Here is a 16,756-nt window from a genome sequence, read left to right on the forward strand (position 1 = left end):
GGTCGGCGGTGCGCGTCGGCCGGACCCAGGACCCGCGCGCGCACGAAAGCAATTTGGACAGGGGGCGCTGCCCAGATCTTTCGACGCAAGGGGATCAACCGTCATGACAACTGCTGACGTTTCCACGCCCGTTCCCTATCGGGAGGTGACGGACTCCAACGGACGCCTGTACCGCGTCGGCGAGACCGATCGCGACATCATGGGCCGACCACGATGGACCATGGTGCTCTTCCCCTGGATGGGCATGCTGGGCATCAGCTCGGCCGAGTACGCGTTCACTTCGGCCGAGGACACACTGCACGAGGCCCACATGTGGAGCAGTGGGCACATCTTCTGGCTGATGGGTGTCTGGGTGTTCTTCCAGGCGGCCGTCGCCTTCCCCGCGGGCCAGTTGCGCGAGAGCGGGAAGCTGCCCGCGCGCAACGCCATGATGCTCGGCGCGTTCGGCACCCTGTGCGGCTATCTGTCGCTCGCGTACGCGCCGCATGTCATCGTCGCCTATCTGGGCTTCGGTGTGTTCAGCGGCATCGGCGCCGGTCTCGTCTACGCGACCTGCGTCAACATGGTCGGCAAGTGGTACCCGGAGCGCAAGGGAGGCAAGACCGGCCTGGTCAACGGCGGTTTCGCCTATGGCTCCGTGCCGTTCGTCTTCCTGTTCACGTCCTACATGGATCTCAGCAACTACCAGGGCGTGCTCATCATGGTGGGCCTCATCTGCTGCGCCGTGGTCGCCTTCGCCGGCTGGTTCTTCAAGGACCCGCCGAAGGGCTGGTGGCCCGCCCATGTGGACCCGCTGAAGGTGTCCGAGGACCCGAAGATCCGGCGTGCCCTGGAGAAGAACCCGCCTGCCGTGAAGCAGTACACCCCCAGGGAGGCCGCGCGCACCCCCGTTCTGTGGATGATGTGGTTCTGCCTTCTGTGCACCGCGGGCATCAACATCTTCGGGATCGCTTTCCAGGTGCCGTTCGGAAAGGACATGGGATTCGCGGGCGGCATCGTCGCGACGGCCATGTCGCTCAAGGCGATCGTGAACGGTACGGGCCGCGGGGTCATCGGCTGGATCTCCGACCGTTTCGGCCGCCGCAACACATTGATCATCGTCTGTATCGTGCTCGGCTCGGCCCAGTTCGGTGTCCTGATCTCCGGAACGATGGGCAGCATGCCGTTCTTCCTGTTCTGCTCCATGGTGTCCGGATTCGGTGGCGGCGCGATCTTCCCGCTGTTCGCCGCCATGACGGCCGACTACTTCGGTGAGAACAACAACGCCTCCAACTACGGAATGGTCTACAGCTCGAAGCTCATCTCCGGGTTGGTGGGTTCCGGCATGGGTTCCGTCGTGGTCGGCGCCTGGGACTACAAGGGCGCGTTCGTTCTGGCGGGCAGCATCGGGCTCGCCTCGGCCGTGCTCGCACTCTTCCTCAAGGCACCCGGCCGGCCGAAGCCGCAGGCCAGGCGCCAGATCGTCCCCAACCCACAACCGCTCGGTGAGGAGATGGCCTGAAATGACTGCGGAGCCCATCGCCGCGGGCAAGAACGCGTCGGCAACCGGCGCGACGTACCGAGAGATCACCGACGAGAACGGCCGCGTCTATCGCATCGGCGAGACGGACCGCGACATTCTCGGCCATTCCCGTAAGTTCATGGTGTACCTGCCATGGGTCGCGATGATGGCCATCAGCGTTTCCGAGTACGCCTACGGCTCGGCGGAGGACACCTTGTCCGCCGCTCATGGCTGGACCCAGTCGAACACCTTCTGGATATTGAGCGTCTGGGTGTTCTTCCAGGCAGGAATCGCCTTTCCTGCCGGCTGGCTGCGGGAGCGCAACATCCTGCCGGCCAAACGAGCCGTCATGCTCGGCGCGTTCATGTGCATGCTCGGTTTCATCGCGCTGTCCCACATGAACAATGTGTGGCTGGCGATCCTGGGATTCGGTGTCATCGGCGGACTCGGCTCCGGCCTCGTCTATTCGACCTGTATCAACATGGTCGGCAAGTGGTTCCCGGAACGTAAGGGAGGCAAGACCGGTTTCGTCAACGGTGGCTTCGCCTATGGGTCGCTGCCGTTCATCTTCATCTTCAACTACGCCTTCGACACGAAGAACTACCATCGCGTCCTGGACATGATCGGCGCCTATGTCCTCGTGGTCGTACTGGTCTGCGCGTTCTTCTTCCGCGACCCGCCGAAGAACTGGTGGCCGCAGGACGTCGATCCGCTCGACAAGAGCGGGACGAGCAAGCGCGCCAGGTCGCTCGCCAAGAACCCGCCCGCGGTACGTCAGTTCACGCCGATGCAGGCCGTCAGGACCGGCATGCTGCCGCTCATGTGGGTGAGTCTCGTGCTCACGGCAGGGGTGTCGATCTTCGGCATCTCGTTCCAGGTGGACTTCGCCAAGGAAGTCGGCTTCGGTCCCCTGGTCGCGGCGTCGTCGATGGGTGTGATGGCGGTCATCAACGGTGTCGGCCGGGCGGTCGTCGGCTGGCTCTCCGACATCTGGGGCCGCAAACCGAGCCTGGTCTTCGTGACCGTCGTCCTGGGGCTCGCCCAGTTCGGCGTCATCTGGGCCGGCGACATCAAGAGCGAGTGGCTGTTCCTGTTCTTCGCCTTCTTGTCGGGCTTCGGAGGCGGCGCCTTCTACCCGATGTTCGCGGCCCTGACCCCGGACTACTTCGGCGAGAACTACAACGCCACGAACTACGGCCTGGTCTACAGCGGCAAGCTGATCAGCGGCCTGTTCGGCGGTGGCCTCGGTTCGATGGTGGTCGCCGCCTGGGGGTACAACGGGGCGTACGCGCTGGCCGGGGCCATATCCATGATCGCGGCCGCGTTCGCGCTGCTGCTGCGTCAGCCGGGGCGTAAGGAGGTGGAGAAGGTGATGTCCCCCGCCTGACCGTCTTCGTTCCACGATCGCAGGGCCCGGCCTTTCGGCCGGGCCCTGCGATCGCTCGTGCACGGGGCTACCAGGTCACTTCCTGCGCAGCGCCGCCATGTTGTCGTAGCCGATCTTCGCGTACTTCAGGGACTGGCCGAGGTCGGTGGAGCTGGGCGCGTTGTCCTGCTCGACCATGGGGTTGTGGTAGTTCCGCGCGCCGACGCGGCTGAAGAAGGTGGTGTAGTCGATGACACCTTCGCCGAAGGGCACCATGTCGTAGCCCATCCCGTTGGTGTCGTTGCGTGTGCCGTCCTTGGCGTGGAACAGCGGGTAGCGCTTGTTGTGGGCGCGGACCAGGGCTGCCGGGTCGAAGACCTTCTCCTGCTGGGAGCCGTCGTGCGCGGTGTACGTGTGGAACTTGTACTGCGCGACGTGGGCCCAGAAGATGTCCATCTCGAGCCATACGGTCTTCGGGTCGCTGACCTGGAGGAAGTACTCGAGCTTGCGGATGCCGGAGCTGCGGGTCGGGTGCCCCTGCGCGTCCAGGGGGCCGCCGTCGAGCAGGAATCCGTAGGCCGCGTCGTGGTTGTGGGTGTAGAGCTTGAGGCCGGCGCGGCGGGCGATCTCGCCCAGGGCGTTCCACTTGTCGGCGGCCACGTCCCAGTCGGCCTTGTACGAGCTGCCGGTGGGGTCGCCGCCGGTGCCCATGTGGTCCATGCCGAGGATGTTGGCGATCTCCAGGTGCTTCTTGAACGTGTCCAGGTCGGGCTGGGTCAGCGGCCAGGACGACGGGATGAAGCCGTGGTTGCCCTGGGCGCGCAGGCCGTACTCGTCGAGCCACGACCGCAGGAGCTTGGCGCCCTCGACCGATTCGAGGTTGGCGCCGCCGGGCGCGTTCGCGTGCTGGCCGTAGCCCGCGAACTCGACCTGCCGGTAGCCGTACCGGGCCAGCTCCTTGAACACCTCGCGGAAGCCGGAGGGCAGGTCGGTGGAGAGCGGGTCGCGGCCGGTCGCGTCGCGCACGGTGTAGAGGATGATGCCGCGCTTGTCGGCGGGGACCAGCGCGTGGCCCCGGCCCGGGCCGCCGCCGCTCTCGATCTGCGGCTGGGCGAAGGAGGGCGCGGCGCCGATGACGGGCGCGGCGAGCGCCCCCGCGGCGACGGCGGTGCAGGTGCTGAGGAAGCGCCGGCGGTTGATGCCGAGACGCTGTCTGAGGGCGTCGTCGGTGGCGGGGGTGTCGTGGAAGTCGGTCACGGGTGCCTCTCCCTGATGCTCGTCCGGGGCGACGGCCCGGATTCTCGTCCGGATCCGGGCGTCTCGTCCGGTGCTTTTCGCGTGCGGGTCGGTTGGCCCTGGCGCGTTGTCGGTGACGTGTGCTTCACTCTCTGTAACTGCTCCACTGCGGGCGGGACTTGGGGTGGCGCACGCCTAACCCAGGCCTGCCAGCTCCAGGAGCAGGGACTTCACGGCGGTCGCGGCGACGCGACCGGGGAACGCATGGGGGGTGGAGCTGATGAGGACAGGTCCGTCGTCACTGTCGGTATCTGCGGGAAGGCGGCCGTGGCTGCCGCGAATAGGTGAGGGGTCGAGCGGGACGACAGCCATGCGGTAGCGCATGCCGAGCTTCTTGCGGGCGAGCGCGCCCGCGGCCTTCACCTTGACGTAGGGGTCGTGCGGGTCCATGAACAGTTCGACCGGGTCGTATCCGGGTTTGCGGTGGATCTCGACGAGCTGCGCGAAGTCGGGCGCGCGGTCGTCGTCGAGCCAGTAGTAGTACGTGAACCAGGCGTCCGGCTCCGCGACGGCGACGAGTTCACCGGAGCGCGGGTGGTCGAGGTGGTGGGCCTTCTTGCCGTCGTCGTCGAGGAGTTGGTCGATACCGGGCAGGTCGGCGAGGGCGGCACGAGTGGCGTCCATGTCTTCGGGCTTGCGCACGTAGATGTGGGCGATCTGGTGGTCGGCGACCGCGAAGGCTCGGGAGGCCATCGGGTCGAGGTACTCCATGCCGTCCTGGGTGTGCACCTCGAGCAGGCCCGCGCGGCGCAGGGCACGGTTGATGTCGACGGCGCGCTCGACGCGGGTGATGCCGTACTCGGACAGGGCGACGACGGTGCGGCCTTCGGCCCTGGCGTCGTCGAGGAGCGGGGCGAGCGCGGTGTCGAGTTCGGCGGCCGCACGGTGCGAGCGGGGGTCGTCGGGGCCGAAGCGTTGCAGGTCGTAGTCGAGGTGCGGGAGGTAGCACAGGGTCAGGTCGGGGTGCCGGGTGGACATGACGTGGCGGGTGGCATCGATGATCCACTGGCTGGAGGCGAGGTCGGCGCCCGGACCCCAGAAGTGGAAGAGGGGGAACGTGCCGAATTTCTCGGTGAGTTCGTCGTGCAGGGCCGGGGGCCGGGTGTAGCAGTCGGGTTCCTTGCGGCCGTCCGCGTAGTAGACGGGTCGGGGGGTGACGGTGATGTCGGTGTCGGCGCCCATGGCGTACCACCAGCAGATGTTGGCGACCGTGTAGCCGGGATGGGCGCGGCGGGCGGCGTCCCAGAGTTTGTCGCCGGCGACAAGGCCGTTGTGCTGGCGCCAGAGCAGGACGTCGCCGAGTTCGCGGAAGTACCAGCCGTTGCCGACGATGCCGTGTTCGGAGGGCATGGTGCCGGTCAGGAACGTGGACTGGGCGGCACAGGTGACCGCGGGCAGCACGGTCCCCAGGGAGGCGTGTGATCCGGACCGGGCGAGGCGTTTGAGGTGCGGCATGTGATCGAGGAGACGGGGGGTGAGGCCGACGACGTCCAGGACCAGCAGCGGGGTCGGCTTCGAGGCGGCCTTCTTGGCAGGCGCCGGCTTCGAGGGCGTGTCCGTCATGGCAGTTCCTTCAGGCCGAGGTCCGTCAACAGGTCGCGGGCGAGGGTGAGTTCGGCGGCGATGCCGTCGGCGAGCTGAGGGCGGGCCCGGGGGCGCAGTTCGGGCGGCAGGGCCTGCCAGGTGTAGGTCTCGACCTCCAGGTGGCGGGTGAGCGGGTGCGGGCCGCCGACGAGGCGGGCCAGCGTGTCCTTGAGGACGTCGAGTGTGGAGGTGAGCGGGGCGGCGGGGGCCGCGTGCAGGGGGACGTGGAAGTGGGCGCGCCAGGCGGTGGCGTCCGGCAGGCCGGCACCGTTCAGCGCGGGGCCGAGGTCGTCGGTGCCGTGCAGTCCGTCCTCGGTGACGGTGCGGGTCTGGTGCAGGAAGCGGGGTTCGTCGAAGGCCGCGAGTGCCGTGCGGACCGCGGGAGTCCGGGGGTGCTCGGCATGCAGGGCGGCGGAGAGCTGGGATTTGACGACGGGGATGTGCGCGGCGGTGAGGCCGTCGAGTGCGGCCTGGGGATCTTCGAAGGAGGTGGCGAGATGGCAGGTGTCGAGGCAGAGGCCGATCCGGTCGAGTCGGTCGACGGCGGTGAGCGGGGCGATGGCGTCGGCGGTGGTCTCGACGACGCAGCCGGGTTCGGGTTCGAGGCCGACCCGGACCGATTTCCCGGTCAGTTCCTCCAGGGCGTCGAGGCGCTCGGCGAGGGTGACGAGTGCGGTACGGGCGGCGTCGGCGCGCGGCGTGTCGTACGCGGTGCGCCAGGCGAGCGGCAGGGTGGAGACGCTGCCCTCGGTGACGTCCGAGGGGAGCAGGGCGGCGAGCAGCCGGGCCAGGTCGCTGGTGTGGGTGAGTCGTTCCGGGTCGGCCCAGTCCGGCTGGTAGACGCGGTACTTGACCTCCTCCGCGCCGAAGCCCTCATAGGGGAAGCCGTTGAGGGTGACGACTTCGAGGCCGCGTCGGTCGAGTTCGGCGCGCAGTCCGCGCAGGGCGACCGGGTCCGTGGTCAGGGAGCGTGCGGCGTCGTTGGCGAGCCACAGTCCGATGCCCAGGCGGTCGCGGCCAAGACGTTTGCGGACCGGTTCGCAGTGGTCGCGCAGCTGCGCGAGGACGCCGTCGAGGGTCTCGGCAGGGTGCACGTTCGTGCAGTAGGCGAGGTGGACGGTCGAGCCGTCGGGGTGGCGGAAGCGCATGGGTCACGCTCCGCCGCGGAGGATGGAGTTGCCCTCGTGCGTGACCGCTTCCGGTGCCGGCGCGTCGAGTTGGAGGCGGCCGCTCAGGCCGTAGAAGGCGACCGGGTTGCGCCACAGCACCAGGTCTACGTCGTCCTCGTCGAAACCTGCCTTGAGCATGGCATCGGCCACCCTGCGGGTCTTGAGCGGATCGCTCTTGCCCCAGTCGGCGGCGGAATTCACCAGGACCTTCTCCGTGCCGTAGGAGCGCAGGATGTCGACCATGCGGTCCTCGTCCATCTTGGTGTCGGGATAGACGGAGAAGCCGAGCCAGCTGCCGGCGTCCTTGGCCTCCTTGACCGTGGTCTCGTTGAGGTGGTCGATCAAGACCCGGTCGACGGGCAGTGCGGATTCCCGGACGACGTCCAGGGTGCGGCGCAGTCCCATGAGTTTGTCGCGGTGCGGGGTGTGCACCAGGGCGGGCAGCTCGTGGTCGGCGGCCAGCTGGAGCTGGGTGGCCAGGGCCGTGTCCTCGGCGGGGGTCATGGAGTCGTAGCCGATCTCGCCGACGGCGACGACGCCGTCCTTGACGAGGTAGCGCGGCAGGGCGTCGAGGACGGGGGTGCAGCGAGGGTCGTTGGCCTCTTTGGGGTTGAGGGCGATCGTGCAGTGGTGGGTGATGCCGTACTGGGCGGCGCGGAAGGGCTCCCAGCCCAACAGGGCGTCGAAGTAGTCGAAGAAGGAGGCGGGCGAGGTGCGGGGCTGGCCCAGCCAGAAGGCGGGTTCGACCAGGGCGCGGACGCCTGCGGCGTACATGGCCTCGTAGTCGTCGGTGGTGCGCGACGTCATGTGGATATGGGGGTCGAAGATGCGCATCAGGACTCCTTCGCCGTGGGGGGTGCGGGGGAGGTCAGGGCCAGGACCCGGTGCAGGTCGTCGGGGACGGGCCGTCCCGCGGCCGTCCGCTCCGCCGCGAAGTCGCCCAGCATGCGGGCGAGTTCGGCGTCGGCGCGGGCGCGGTGGGCCAAGGAGGCGACGGCGTCGACGGGCACTCCGGTGAACAGGCACTTCAGAATGGCGTGCCGCCAGTGGTGGGCGGGCAGGTGCTCGGCGGCGTACGGGCCGACGGCGGCGGCGACGAGGCGGGTGTCGTTGGTGCGCAGCGCGTCCTCGACGAGGGGAAGTCCTTCGGGGCCCGGCACGAGGTGGGGCAGGGCGATCAGGACGGCGCGGCGTTCGGCCGCGGTGCCCTGGGCGTACAGGCGGGTGAGGGTGGCAGCGTCGGCTCGGGCGGTGTGCAGGAGCAGCACGCGGGCGGTGTCGGCCCGGTCCTGGCCGATACGGCGGCCGGCTTCGGCGAACCTCAGCTCCCAGACCGGAGGCTGTTTGCCGTGCTGGGAGGCTCCTCCGAAACCGCTGGCCTCTCCGACCTCTCCGGACCCGACGGACCCGCCGGACCCGACGGCCTCTCCGGACCCGCCGGTGGCCGCGGATTCGTCGAGTGCCTGGTCGAGCCAGGCTCGGGCGCCGCCGGACAGGGCCGTTCCGAGTTCCGCGTGGAGGTCGGCGACGGTGGTCGGTCGGTTCATGTGCGGCCTCCTTGTGCTGCGGCTCGCAGGAACGGCAGGGACGCGGCGGCCAGTTGGGGACCCGCGTGGGAGTGACGGGGCAGTTCGACGACCGTCAGGCCCTGGTAGCCGGTCCGCGCGAGGGCGTCGAGGACGGGCGGGAAGTCGATCTCCCCTTCACCGAAGGGCAGATGCTCGTGGACTCCGCGGCGCATGTCCTCGATCTGGACGTGACGCAGCCAGGGTGCCGCCGCGCGGACGCAGTCGGCGGGCGGTTCGGGCTCGAGGCACTGGCAGTGGCCGATGTCCAGGGTGAGGCCGAGCATGTCGGGGCTGCCGAGGGCGCGGCGCAGGTGGTGGAAGTCGGCGAGGGTGGCGAGGAGATGGCCCGGTTCGGGCTCGATGGCGAGCGGGATCCCGGCGCCGGTGGCCGCGTCCAGGACGGGGCCGAGCGCGTCGGCGAGACGCTTCCACGCCGTGTCCCGGTCGGTGTCGTCGGGGGTGATGCCGCTGAAGCAGTGCACCGCGTGGGCGCCGAGGTCGGCGGCGACCTGGACCGCGCGGACGAGCAGTCGGGCGCGAGCGGCTCGGGCGTCGGGGTCCGGGTCGAGGAGGGAAGGGCCGTGTTTGCGGCGTGGATCGAGGACGTAGCGGGCGCCCGTCTCGACGGTGGCCGTGAGCTGGTGGCGGTGCAGGACGCGAGCCACCTGACGGGTGCGGGCCGCAAGGTCCGGGACCAGGGGGTCGAGGTGCATGTGGTCGAGGGTGAGACCGACGCCGTCATAGCCGAGGTCGGCCAGGAGGGCGAGGGCGTCGTCGAGGCGGAGATCGGTGAGGCCGTTGGTGCCGTAGCCGAAGCGCGGGGCCGTCCGCGGGGTGGACGGGGTCATGTGACGCTCACCTTCTTCGCGAAGCGCCGGGCGAGCGGGGCGAGGGCGCCGGTGATCAGGGCCGTCGTCGGGGCGCCTGCGCGGGCCGCCAGGGCGGCCTGGAGCGGGATCATCGCGCGGATCCCGGCGCCGACGGCGCGCTGGGTCAGCGGCGGAGAGGGGTTGAGCATGGCGTGGAGCAGAGGGCGGGCCGTGGTCACGGCGTACGCGGTGGGACCCGGTAGGCCGAGGGGGGCTGCACCGCCTCGGCCCACCGGGGGTCTGAGAAGGGCGGTGGTCAGGGCGGCCGAGGTGGCGAGGGCCGCGGCCGGGGCGAGGGCGTTGCCTCCGGTCGTCTCGCTGCGGGAGACCGTGGTGACCGCCGCGGTGTGGGTGGCCAGGGCGAGTGCGGCGGGGGTCGCGGCACGCAGGGCGTGGGCGCTGGAGCGCGGGCCGGCACCGGGGCGCGCCGTCGTCCCGCTCGCGGCGCCGATGTCGCCCCGCGCTCGCGCCATCACGGACACCACGTCCGCTGGGCCCGGCGAAGTGGTCACGTCGCCTGTTCGGTGCGGGAGTCGGCCGCACCGGTTCGGGTGCGCCTCTCCCCCGACGCCGGACCGTTGCCGCTCCGGGCCGCCGGGCAGGGAGGCGCTGGAGCCGAGGAGGAGGTCGAGACCGCGGGCCAGGCCCATCGCCGCCGGGCCTGCCGGGGTGCGCTTGAGGCCCAGGTCGTACGTCCAGACCGTCGCGGCCAGGGCCGTGCCCAGCAGGCCGGGGGTGCGGCCCGCGCGGAAGGCGAGGGCCACGCCGGCCGTGGTGAGGGCGCCGGCCGCGGTCAGGGCCGCGGCCGGACGGATGCGGCCGGACGGGATGGGGCGGTGGGGGCGGTCGACGGCGTCCTCGGCGCGGTCCGCCCAGTCGTTGAGGGCCATGCCCGCCTCGTACAGGCACAGCGAGGAGCCGATGGCGAGGAGGGTGCCGCGGCCGGGGCGGGCGCCCGCCGCCGCGGCTCCGGCGAGGGCGTCGCCGGGGACGGTGAACAGGGCGGGCAGGCGCAGGAGTTCGGCCCAGGCACGCAGGGCCGTACCGCTCATCGGGCGTCCCGCAGGCGGTCCGCGAAGTCCACCAGGGCGGCGTACTGCTCACCGAGGGCCGAGGTAGCGCCGGGGTCCGGGTCCTTGAAGTAGAAGGCCAGTTCCGGCCGCGGGCCGGTCAGTCCGGCGGCCTGGGCGCGCAGCAGGAAGCGGGCCAGGTCGAGGACGAGCGGGGCGGCGAGCGCCGAGTCGCAGCCCTGCCAGGTGGTCTGGAGAACCATGCGGGCGCCGAGGAAGCCGTCGAAGGCGATGTGGTCCCAGGCGGTCTTCCAGTCGCCGAGGGCGGGGACGTCGTCGATGTGGACCTCGCCCTGCGGGGCGGCGCCGAGGGTGTCGGCGAGGACGCGTTCCTTACCTGCGTTCTTGGCGGCGGCCGCGGCCGGGTCGGCGAGGGCGGCGCCGTCGCCGCCGCCGAGGAGGTTGGTGCCGGACCAGGCGCGTACGGAGAGGGCGCGCTGCAGGAACATCGGGCCGAGCACGGAGCGCAGCAGGGTCTGTCCCGTCTTGCCGTCGCGGCCCGCGAAGGGGACACGGGCCGTCGCGGCGGACTGCGCGAGGGCCGGGTGGTGGAGTCCGGACGAGGGGGTGAAGTTGATGTAGGGGCAGTCGGCGCGCAGGGCGGCGGCCGCGTAGAGGGAGCTGGGTGGCAGGGCGCCGTCGGTGGGGACGGGTTCGGTCGAGGCGACGTTCACGACGACGGCGCCGGCGAGGTCCTGGTCCCGGACGAAGGCGCGGATGTCGGCGGCGAACGCGTCGATGAGCTCGTCCTGCGAGCGGGTGTCGTCGCGGCCGGGCAGCGGGCCTCCGGGCCGGATCTCGCGGTCGGCGGCGGCCAGTTCGGCGTGGACGGCGGTGGGCAGTCCGTGCGGCAGGACGCCGCCCGCGGCGAGGTGTTCGGCGCGTTTGGGCAGCGGGCAGTCGACGGTGTCGTGGCCGCCGAAGACGAGGGAGGACAGCGGCGGCAGGCCGCAGGAGACGAAGGGGGTGGTTTCGGTGACCATGCCGGTCGGCGGGTGGAGCCCGGCGGCGACAGCGGCGCAGCCCGCGATCGCCGTCGTGGCGACGGAACCGCGTGCCCCGATCAGCCAGACACCGAAGCGGGGAGCGGGAGTGGAGAGGGACGGTTCGGCGGACATGGGCAGCCTCCTTGTCGTACGCGAACCGGGGAAGTGCGCCGGAGGGAGAGAACAGGTCGAGCGGGCGGGGGCGGGACGGCGGGCGGGGGTCCGGCGTCCCCCGCCCGCCGCCGTTCTAGTCGCCCGTGCCGGGCAGGGCGTTCTCGGCCGGGGCCGAGAGCTCCTTCAGGCGGATGTTGCGGAAGGAGACCTGGTCGTCGGCGCCGTGGTTCTGCAGGCCGATGTAGCCGTTGGCCAGGCTCCGTTCGGGGTCCGTGTTGGTGAAGTCGTTGATCTTGACTCCGTTGAGGAACACCTCCAGGTGCTCCCCCTGGACCTTGATCTCGTAGGAGTTCCACTCTCCCGGCGGCCGCAGGGCCTGGTCGCGGGCGGCGATGTCCGCGGACTGGAAGGAGTAGACGGCGCCCGTGGTGCGGTCGGGGGCGTCGGTGGCGTCGATCTGGATCTCGTAGCCCTTGTTGACGGCGGACCACGGGTCGTCGGAGGGCGGGAAGCCCACGAAGACACCGGAGTTGTCGTCGCCCTGCATCTTCCAGTCGAGCTTCAGGGAGTAGGCGTGGAGTTCCTTGGCCTGGTACCAGAGGAGGCCCATGCCGCCGGTGGAGTTCAGGGTGCCGTCGGCCTGGTCGATGGTGAAGCCGCCGGGCCCCGCCTGCTTCCAGCCCTCCAAGGTCTCGCCGTTGAAGATCTTGCGGTAGCCGGTGTTCGGCCGGCAGTTGGCGGAAACCTGGCCCGTGACGTACTTCAGGCCGCCGAGCAGGTGCTTGCGGAAGGCCTCGTCGGCGTAGGACTCCTTGGTGTGGCCGCCACCGGTGTAGAAGGCGCGGCCGCCGCCGTAGGTCTGGCACCAGGCGATCGGATGGTCGCCGTTCATGGTGCCGCCGGTGTACGTCGTCTCGTCGAGGGTGGCGAGGACGTGGACCTGGTCGCGCGGGTTGGAGCGGTAGTTGTACCACTCGTCGGTGCGCGGCCAGGCCGCCGGGAGGTGGGCGGTGGCCGGGTTGTGGCGGTCCTCGACGCGGACCGTGGCGGGCTGGATCGCCGGGTGTCCCTGGAACCAGGCGCCGACCAGGCCGCCGTAGTAGTTCCAGTCGTACTCGGTGTCGGCGGCGGCGTGCACGCCGAGGTAGCCACCGCCGTCGGCCATGTACGCCTCGAAGGCCTTCTGCTGGGTGTCGTCCAGGACGTCACCGGTCGTCGAGAGGAAGACGACCGCCTTGTACCGGGCCAGGTTGTCCGGGGTGAAGGCCGTCGCGTCCTCGGTGGTGTCGACCGTGAGGCGACTGGATGCGCCCAGTTCCTTCAGGGCGGCGATGCCGTCGGGGATGGAGTCGTGCCGGAAGCCGGCCGTCTTGGAGAAGACCAGGACCCGGTCCCGCGCCTCGGCCCCCTGCGGGGACGAGGACGCGGGCGCGGTGACCCCGCCGATGAGCAGGGCAGCGGCGGCGGTCGCGAGTGCGATGCGTGCGGAGGTGCGCATGGTGTCCTGCTCCTGTCAGCTCGTGGTGAAGGTGAAGCTGTCGACGTCGTACAGGGCACCGGTGCCCGAGCCCTTGAAGACCAGGTAGAGCGTGGTCGACTTGGCGGGCGGGTTGGTGATCGGCGTGGTCACGTCGGCGAACGTCTCCCAGGAGCCGGTCGGTGCGACGGCCGCCTTGCCGATGAGACGTCCGGTGGGCGAGCCGGTGCGGATCTCCAGGGTTCCGCCGCTGCCGGCGGAGGAGACGCGGGCCGTCAGCGACTTCGCGTTGCCGATGGCGTACGGAGTGAAGGAGATCCAGTCGCCATTGTTGATCTCGCCGACCGTCTTGCCGCCCTCCGCGGGCGTGTGGCTGACGACGGACACACCCTTCGAGTCGCCGTAGTGCTCGGCCTGGCGGTGCTTCTGCTGGGTGACGGCCTGGTCGTGGGTGGTCAGCGCGGGCTGGCCGTTGGCGCCGTTGTCGGTGTACTCGGCGTCGAAGACCCCGAAGACGTTGGCGTTCGGGTCGTGCTCACTGTCGGCGCTCGTCTTGATGGTGCCGGAGCAGCCGGTGGCGGAGGTGATCGGGTGGCCGTGGCTGTCGTGGCCGAGGATGTGGGTGACCTTGACCTTCGAGCAGTCGATCGCACCGTCCTCGGGGTCGGTCACCTTCACCTTGAAGGGCACCTCGTCGCCGAAGGTGAACAGCTGGCCGTCCTTGGGCAGTTCGAGGGTCACCTTGGGCGCGGTGTTGCCGACGACCAGGTGCACGTCGGCGCTGCCGGTGCGGCCGGTGGTGTCCTTGGCGGTGACGGTCGCGGTGTAGGTGCCGTTCTTCTTGTACGTGTGGCTGGGCGCCGCGCCGGTGCCGGTTGTGCCGTCGCCGAAGTTCCAGGAGTACGTCAGGGCGTCACCGTCGGCGTCGTTCGAGGTCGAGCTGAACCCGACCTTGAGCGGGGCCTGGCCGGAGGTCTTGTCGGCCTTGGCGTCGATGGTCGGCGAGTGGCCGTCGGTGGCGTTCTCGATCCGGTAGAGGCCGGAGTTCTCGTCGCCGCCGAACCAGGCGGTGCCGTAGTCGAGGACGTACAGCGCGCCGTCGGGGCCGAAGGCCATGTCCATGACCTGGGTGCCGGTCCACGGGAACGGGTTGATGGACGTGACCTTGCCGTCCGCGTCCTGCTCGATCCGCTTGATCCAGCGCCGGCCGAACTCACCGGCGAAGAAGTCACCGTCGTACGCCTCGGGGAAGCGGACCGGCGAGGTGTTCGCGGGGTCGTAGCGGTAGACGGGGCCGCCCATCGGGGACTCGGAGCCGGTGCCGAACTCGGGCACGGAACCGCCGTCGTACGGGATCCAGGCGGGCTGGGCCGGCGGCAGGTCGACGAGACCCGTGTTGTGCGGGGAGTTGTTCTTCGGCGCGTCGCAGTCGAAGGAGTCGCCGGAGGTCTTCGTCCCGAAGTCGTAGTCGACGTAGGCGTCGTTGTTGCCGGTGCAGTACGGCCAGCCGAAGTTGCCGGGCTTGGTCACGCGGGCGAACTCGACCTGGCCCGCGGGCCCCCGCTTCGGGTCGGCGGCGCCGGCGTCCGGGCCGTAGTCACCGACGTAGACGATGCCGGTCGGCTTGTCGACACTGATGCGGAACGGGTTGCGGAAGCCCATCGCGTAGATCTCGGGCCGGGTCTTGTCGGTCCCGGGTGCGAAGAGGTTGCCGTCGGGGATCGTGTACGAGCCGTCGTCGGCGACCTTGATGCGCAGGATCTTGCCGCGCAGGTCGTTGGTGTTGCCCGCCGAGCGCTGGGCGTCGTAGGCCGGGTTACGGGTGGCCTGCTCGTCGATCGGCGTGTAGCCGTCGGAGGCGAAGGGGTTGGAGTCGTCGCCCGTCGACAGGTACAGGTTGCCGTCCTTGTCGAAGTCGATGTCGCCGCCGACGTGGCAGCAGATGCCGCGTGACGTGGCGACCTCGAGGACCTTCTTCTCGGAGGCGTTGTTGAGGGTGCCGTCCTCGTTGAGCGTGAAGCGCGAGAGGCGGTTCACGCCGTCGAACTTGGCGAAGTCGGCGGCGGTGCCGTCGTTCGGGGCGTCACCGGCGGGGGTGTCCAGCGGGGGCGCGTAGTAGAGGTAGATCGCCCGGTTCTCGCTGAAGTTCGGGTCGACGCCGATGCCCTGGAGGCCCTCCTCGTCGTGGTTGTACACGTCGAGCTTGCCGGCGACCTTCGTCGTGCCGTTCTCGTCCGTGAGGCGCAGGACGCCGTCGCGGGAGGTGTGCAGGACCTTGCGGTCCGGGAGGACGGCGAGGCCCATCGGCTCGCCGACCTCCTCGGGGCCCTTGGCGAGGGTGACCTGCTGGAAGTCCTCGGCCGCCGCGGCGGGTGCGGGGTCGGCGCCGGCCGACGGTGCCGTCAGCGACAGCGTCGCCGCGGCGAGCAGGGCGCCGGTCAGTGCGGCGAGTGGTTTGCGGGTTCTCAGGCGTTTCCTGTGCACGGATTCCTCCGGAAGGGGGTGGGTCGTGCCGTGGACGGGGGTGCGCCGTCACCCCGGGTGCGCGTTTCGCTGCGCTTGCCATGTACCTGGCAATGAAGCTAGCCGTGTTTGTCCGGCCCGGATAGACCTTGTGCGCCGGTTAGTTGAGCTTTCTCCCGTGCGTGGACAAAGAGGTTTTCGGGCAGGGGTCAGCGACCGCGGACGCAGGTGACCGGTCGCGCCCGCGCGGCGGGGCCGCGTCTCGACACGGCCCCGTACCCCTTACGGGGCGCTACTTGCTGAAAGCCGCGTCGAAGGACGACGTCGGAGGCTCGAAGTCGAAGGCCTTCAGGCTGCGCAGCGCCTCGGGCGCCCCCTGCAGCCGGTCCATGCCCGCGTCCTCCCACTCCACCGAGACGGGGCCGTCGTACCCGATCGAGCGGAGCATGCGGAAGACGTCCTCCCAGGGGACGTCGCCGTGGCCGGCCGAGACGAAGTCCCAGCCGCGGCGCGGGTCGCCCCAGGGCAGGTGCGAGCCGAGGCGGCCGTTGCGGCCGTCCAGGCGGCGCCGGGCCTCCTTGCAGTCGACGTGGTAGATGCGGTCGCGGAAGTCCCACAGGAAGCCGACCGGGTCGAGGTCCTGCCACACGAAGTGTGAGGGGTCGAAGTTGAGGCCGAAGGCGGGGCGGTGGTCGACGGCCTCCAGCGCCTTGTGCGTGGTCCAGTAGTCGTACGCGATCTCGCTCGGGTGGACCTCGTGCGCGAAACGGACGCCCTCGGCGTCGAACACGTCGAGGATCGGGTTCCAGCGGGTCGCGAAGTCCTCGTAGCCGCGCTCGATCATCGACTCGGGCGCGGGCGGGAACATGGCGACCAGGTGCCAGATCGACGACCCCGTGAACCCGATGACCGTGTCGACGCCGAAGGCCGCGGCCGCGCGGGCCGTGTCGGCGATCTCGGCCGCGGCCCGCTGTCGTACGCCCTCGGCCTCGCCGTCGCCCCAGATACGGGCGGGCAGGATCGCCTCGTGGCGTTCGTCGATGATGGCGTCGCAGACCGCCTGGCCGACCAGGTGGTTGGAGATCGCCCAGCACTTGAGGCCGTACTTGTCGAGGAGGGCGTGGCGTCCCTTCACGTAGTCCGGGTCCGCGAGGGCCTTGTCGACCTCGAAGTGGTCGCCCCAGCAGGCGAGTTCGAGTCCGTCGTAGCCGAAGTCGCGGGCCAGCCGGCAGACCTCCTCGAGCGGGAGGTCCGCCCACTGGCCGGTGAAGAGTGTGAACTGTCGGGGCACGG

The 16,756-nt window shown here is 70.3% G+C and carries 13 protein-coding genes; 2 read left to right on the plus strand and 11 right to left on the minus strand.

Annotated elements, in window-relative coordinates; translation table 11 throughout:
• Positions 1-103 precede the first annotated feature (103 nt).
• Together J3486_RS07035 and J3486_RS07040 are read left to right on the plus strand one after the other, a co-directional pair.
• Complete coding sequence (locus J3486_RS07035; RefSeq protein ID WP_207819175.1) at positions 104-1,501, plus strand: OFA family MFS transporter; 1,398 nt, start codon at positions 104-106, stop codon at positions 1,499-1,501.
• A 1-nt stretch (position 1,502) separates the two neighbouring features.
• Positions 1,503-2,888 carry an OFA family MFS transporter gene (locus J3486_RS07040; protein ID WP_207819177.1) on the plus strand — a complete coding sequence of 462 codons (1,386 nt, stop codon included), beginning with the start codon at positions 1,503-1,505 and terminating at the stop codon, positions 2,886-2,888.
• Between the two features lie 75 nt (positions 2,889-2,963).
• On the opposite strand, the gene J3486_RS07045 is transcribed toward J3486_RS07040, so the two are convergent.
• From J3486_RS07045 to J3486_RS07090, 11 genes are all read right to left on the minus strand, one after another.
• Complete coding sequence (locus J3486_RS07045) at positions 2,964-4,124, minus strand: sugar phosphate isomerase/epimerase (RefSeq protein WP_207819179.1); 1,161 nt, start codon at positions 4,122-4,124, stop codon at positions 2,964-2,966.
• Between the two features lie 174 nt (positions 4,125-4,298).
• Entirely contained in the window at positions 4,299-5,726 is a 1,428-nt protein-coding gene (locus tag J3486_RS07050; RefSeq protein ID WP_207819180.1) for a nucleotide pyrophosphatase/phosphodiesterase family protein, read from the minus strand.
• A complete protein-coding gene (gene eboE, locus J3486_RS07055; RefSeq protein ID WP_207819182.1) occupies positions 5,723-6,895 on the minus strand; it encodes a metabolite traffic protein EboE in 1,173 nt (390 codons plus the stop codon). Before eboE ends, J3486_RS07050 begins: the two co-directional genes overlap by 4 nt.
• Before the next feature lie 3 nt (positions 6,896-6,898).
• Positions 6,899-7,750, minus strand: coding sequence for a TatD family hydrolase (locus J3486_RS07060; RefSeq protein ID WP_207819184.1), 852 nt, complete (start codon positions 7,748-7,750; stop codon positions 6,899-6,901).
• The gene (locus J3486_RS07065; protein WP_207819186.1) at positions 7,750-8,463 is read right to left on the minus strand and encodes an EboA domain-containing protein; all 714 of its coding nucleotides are present in this window, start codon (positions 8,461-8,463) and stop codon (positions 7,750-7,752) included. The genes J3486_RS07060 and J3486_RS07065 overlap by 1 nt, the downstream gene beginning before the upstream one ends.
• Complete coding sequence (locus J3486_RS07070; RefSeq protein ID WP_207819188.1) at positions 8,460-9,332, minus strand: sugar phosphate isomerase/epimerase; 873 nt, start codon at positions 9,330-9,332, stop codon at positions 8,460-8,462. The genes J3486_RS07065 and J3486_RS07070 overlap by 4 nt, the downstream gene beginning before the upstream one ends.
• Positions 9,329-10,405 (minus strand): SCO3242 family prenyltransferase, encoded by a 1,077-nt coding sequence (locus tag J3486_RS07075; protein ID WP_207819190.1) that lies wholly within the window; start codon positions 10,403-10,405, stop codon positions 9,329-9,331. Before J3486_RS07075 ends, J3486_RS07070 begins: the two co-directional genes overlap by 4 nt.
• Positions 10,402-11,541 (minus strand): inositol-3-phosphate synthase, encoded by a 1,140-nt coding sequence (locus J3486_RS07080; RefSeq protein WP_207819193.1) that lies wholly within the window; start codon positions 11,539-11,541, stop codon positions 10,402-10,404. The genes J3486_RS07075 and J3486_RS07080 overlap by 4 nt, the downstream gene beginning before the upstream one ends.
• 115 nt (positions 11,542-11,656) lie before the next feature.
• Positions 11,657-13,021 (minus strand): ThuA domain-containing protein, encoded by a 1,365-nt coding sequence (locus J3486_RS43920; RefSeq protein WP_229377671.1) that lies wholly within the window; start codon positions 13,019-13,021, stop codon positions 11,657-11,659.
• Between the two features lie 15 nt (positions 13,022-13,036).
• Positions 13,037-15,484, minus strand: coding sequence for a PQQ-dependent sugar dehydrogenase (locus J3486_RS43925; RefSeq protein ID WP_307804719.1), 2,448 nt, complete (start codon positions 15,482-15,484; stop codon positions 13,037-13,039).
• A gap of 271 nt (positions 15,485-15,755) precedes the next feature.
• Positions 15,756-16,754 (minus strand): sugar phosphate isomerase/epimerase, encoded by a 999-nt coding sequence (locus tag J3486_RS07090; protein ID WP_207819195.1) that lies wholly within the window; start codon positions 16,752-16,754, stop codon positions 15,756-15,758.
• Positions 16,755-16,756: the final 2 nt, after the last annotated feature.

Origin of the sequence: Streptomyces sp. VRA16 Mangrove soil (assembly GCF_017377775.1) — a bacterium.
In the GTDB taxonomy this organism is placed as follows: Bacteria; Actinomycetota; Actinomycetes; order Streptomycetales; family Streptomycetaceae; genus Streptomyces.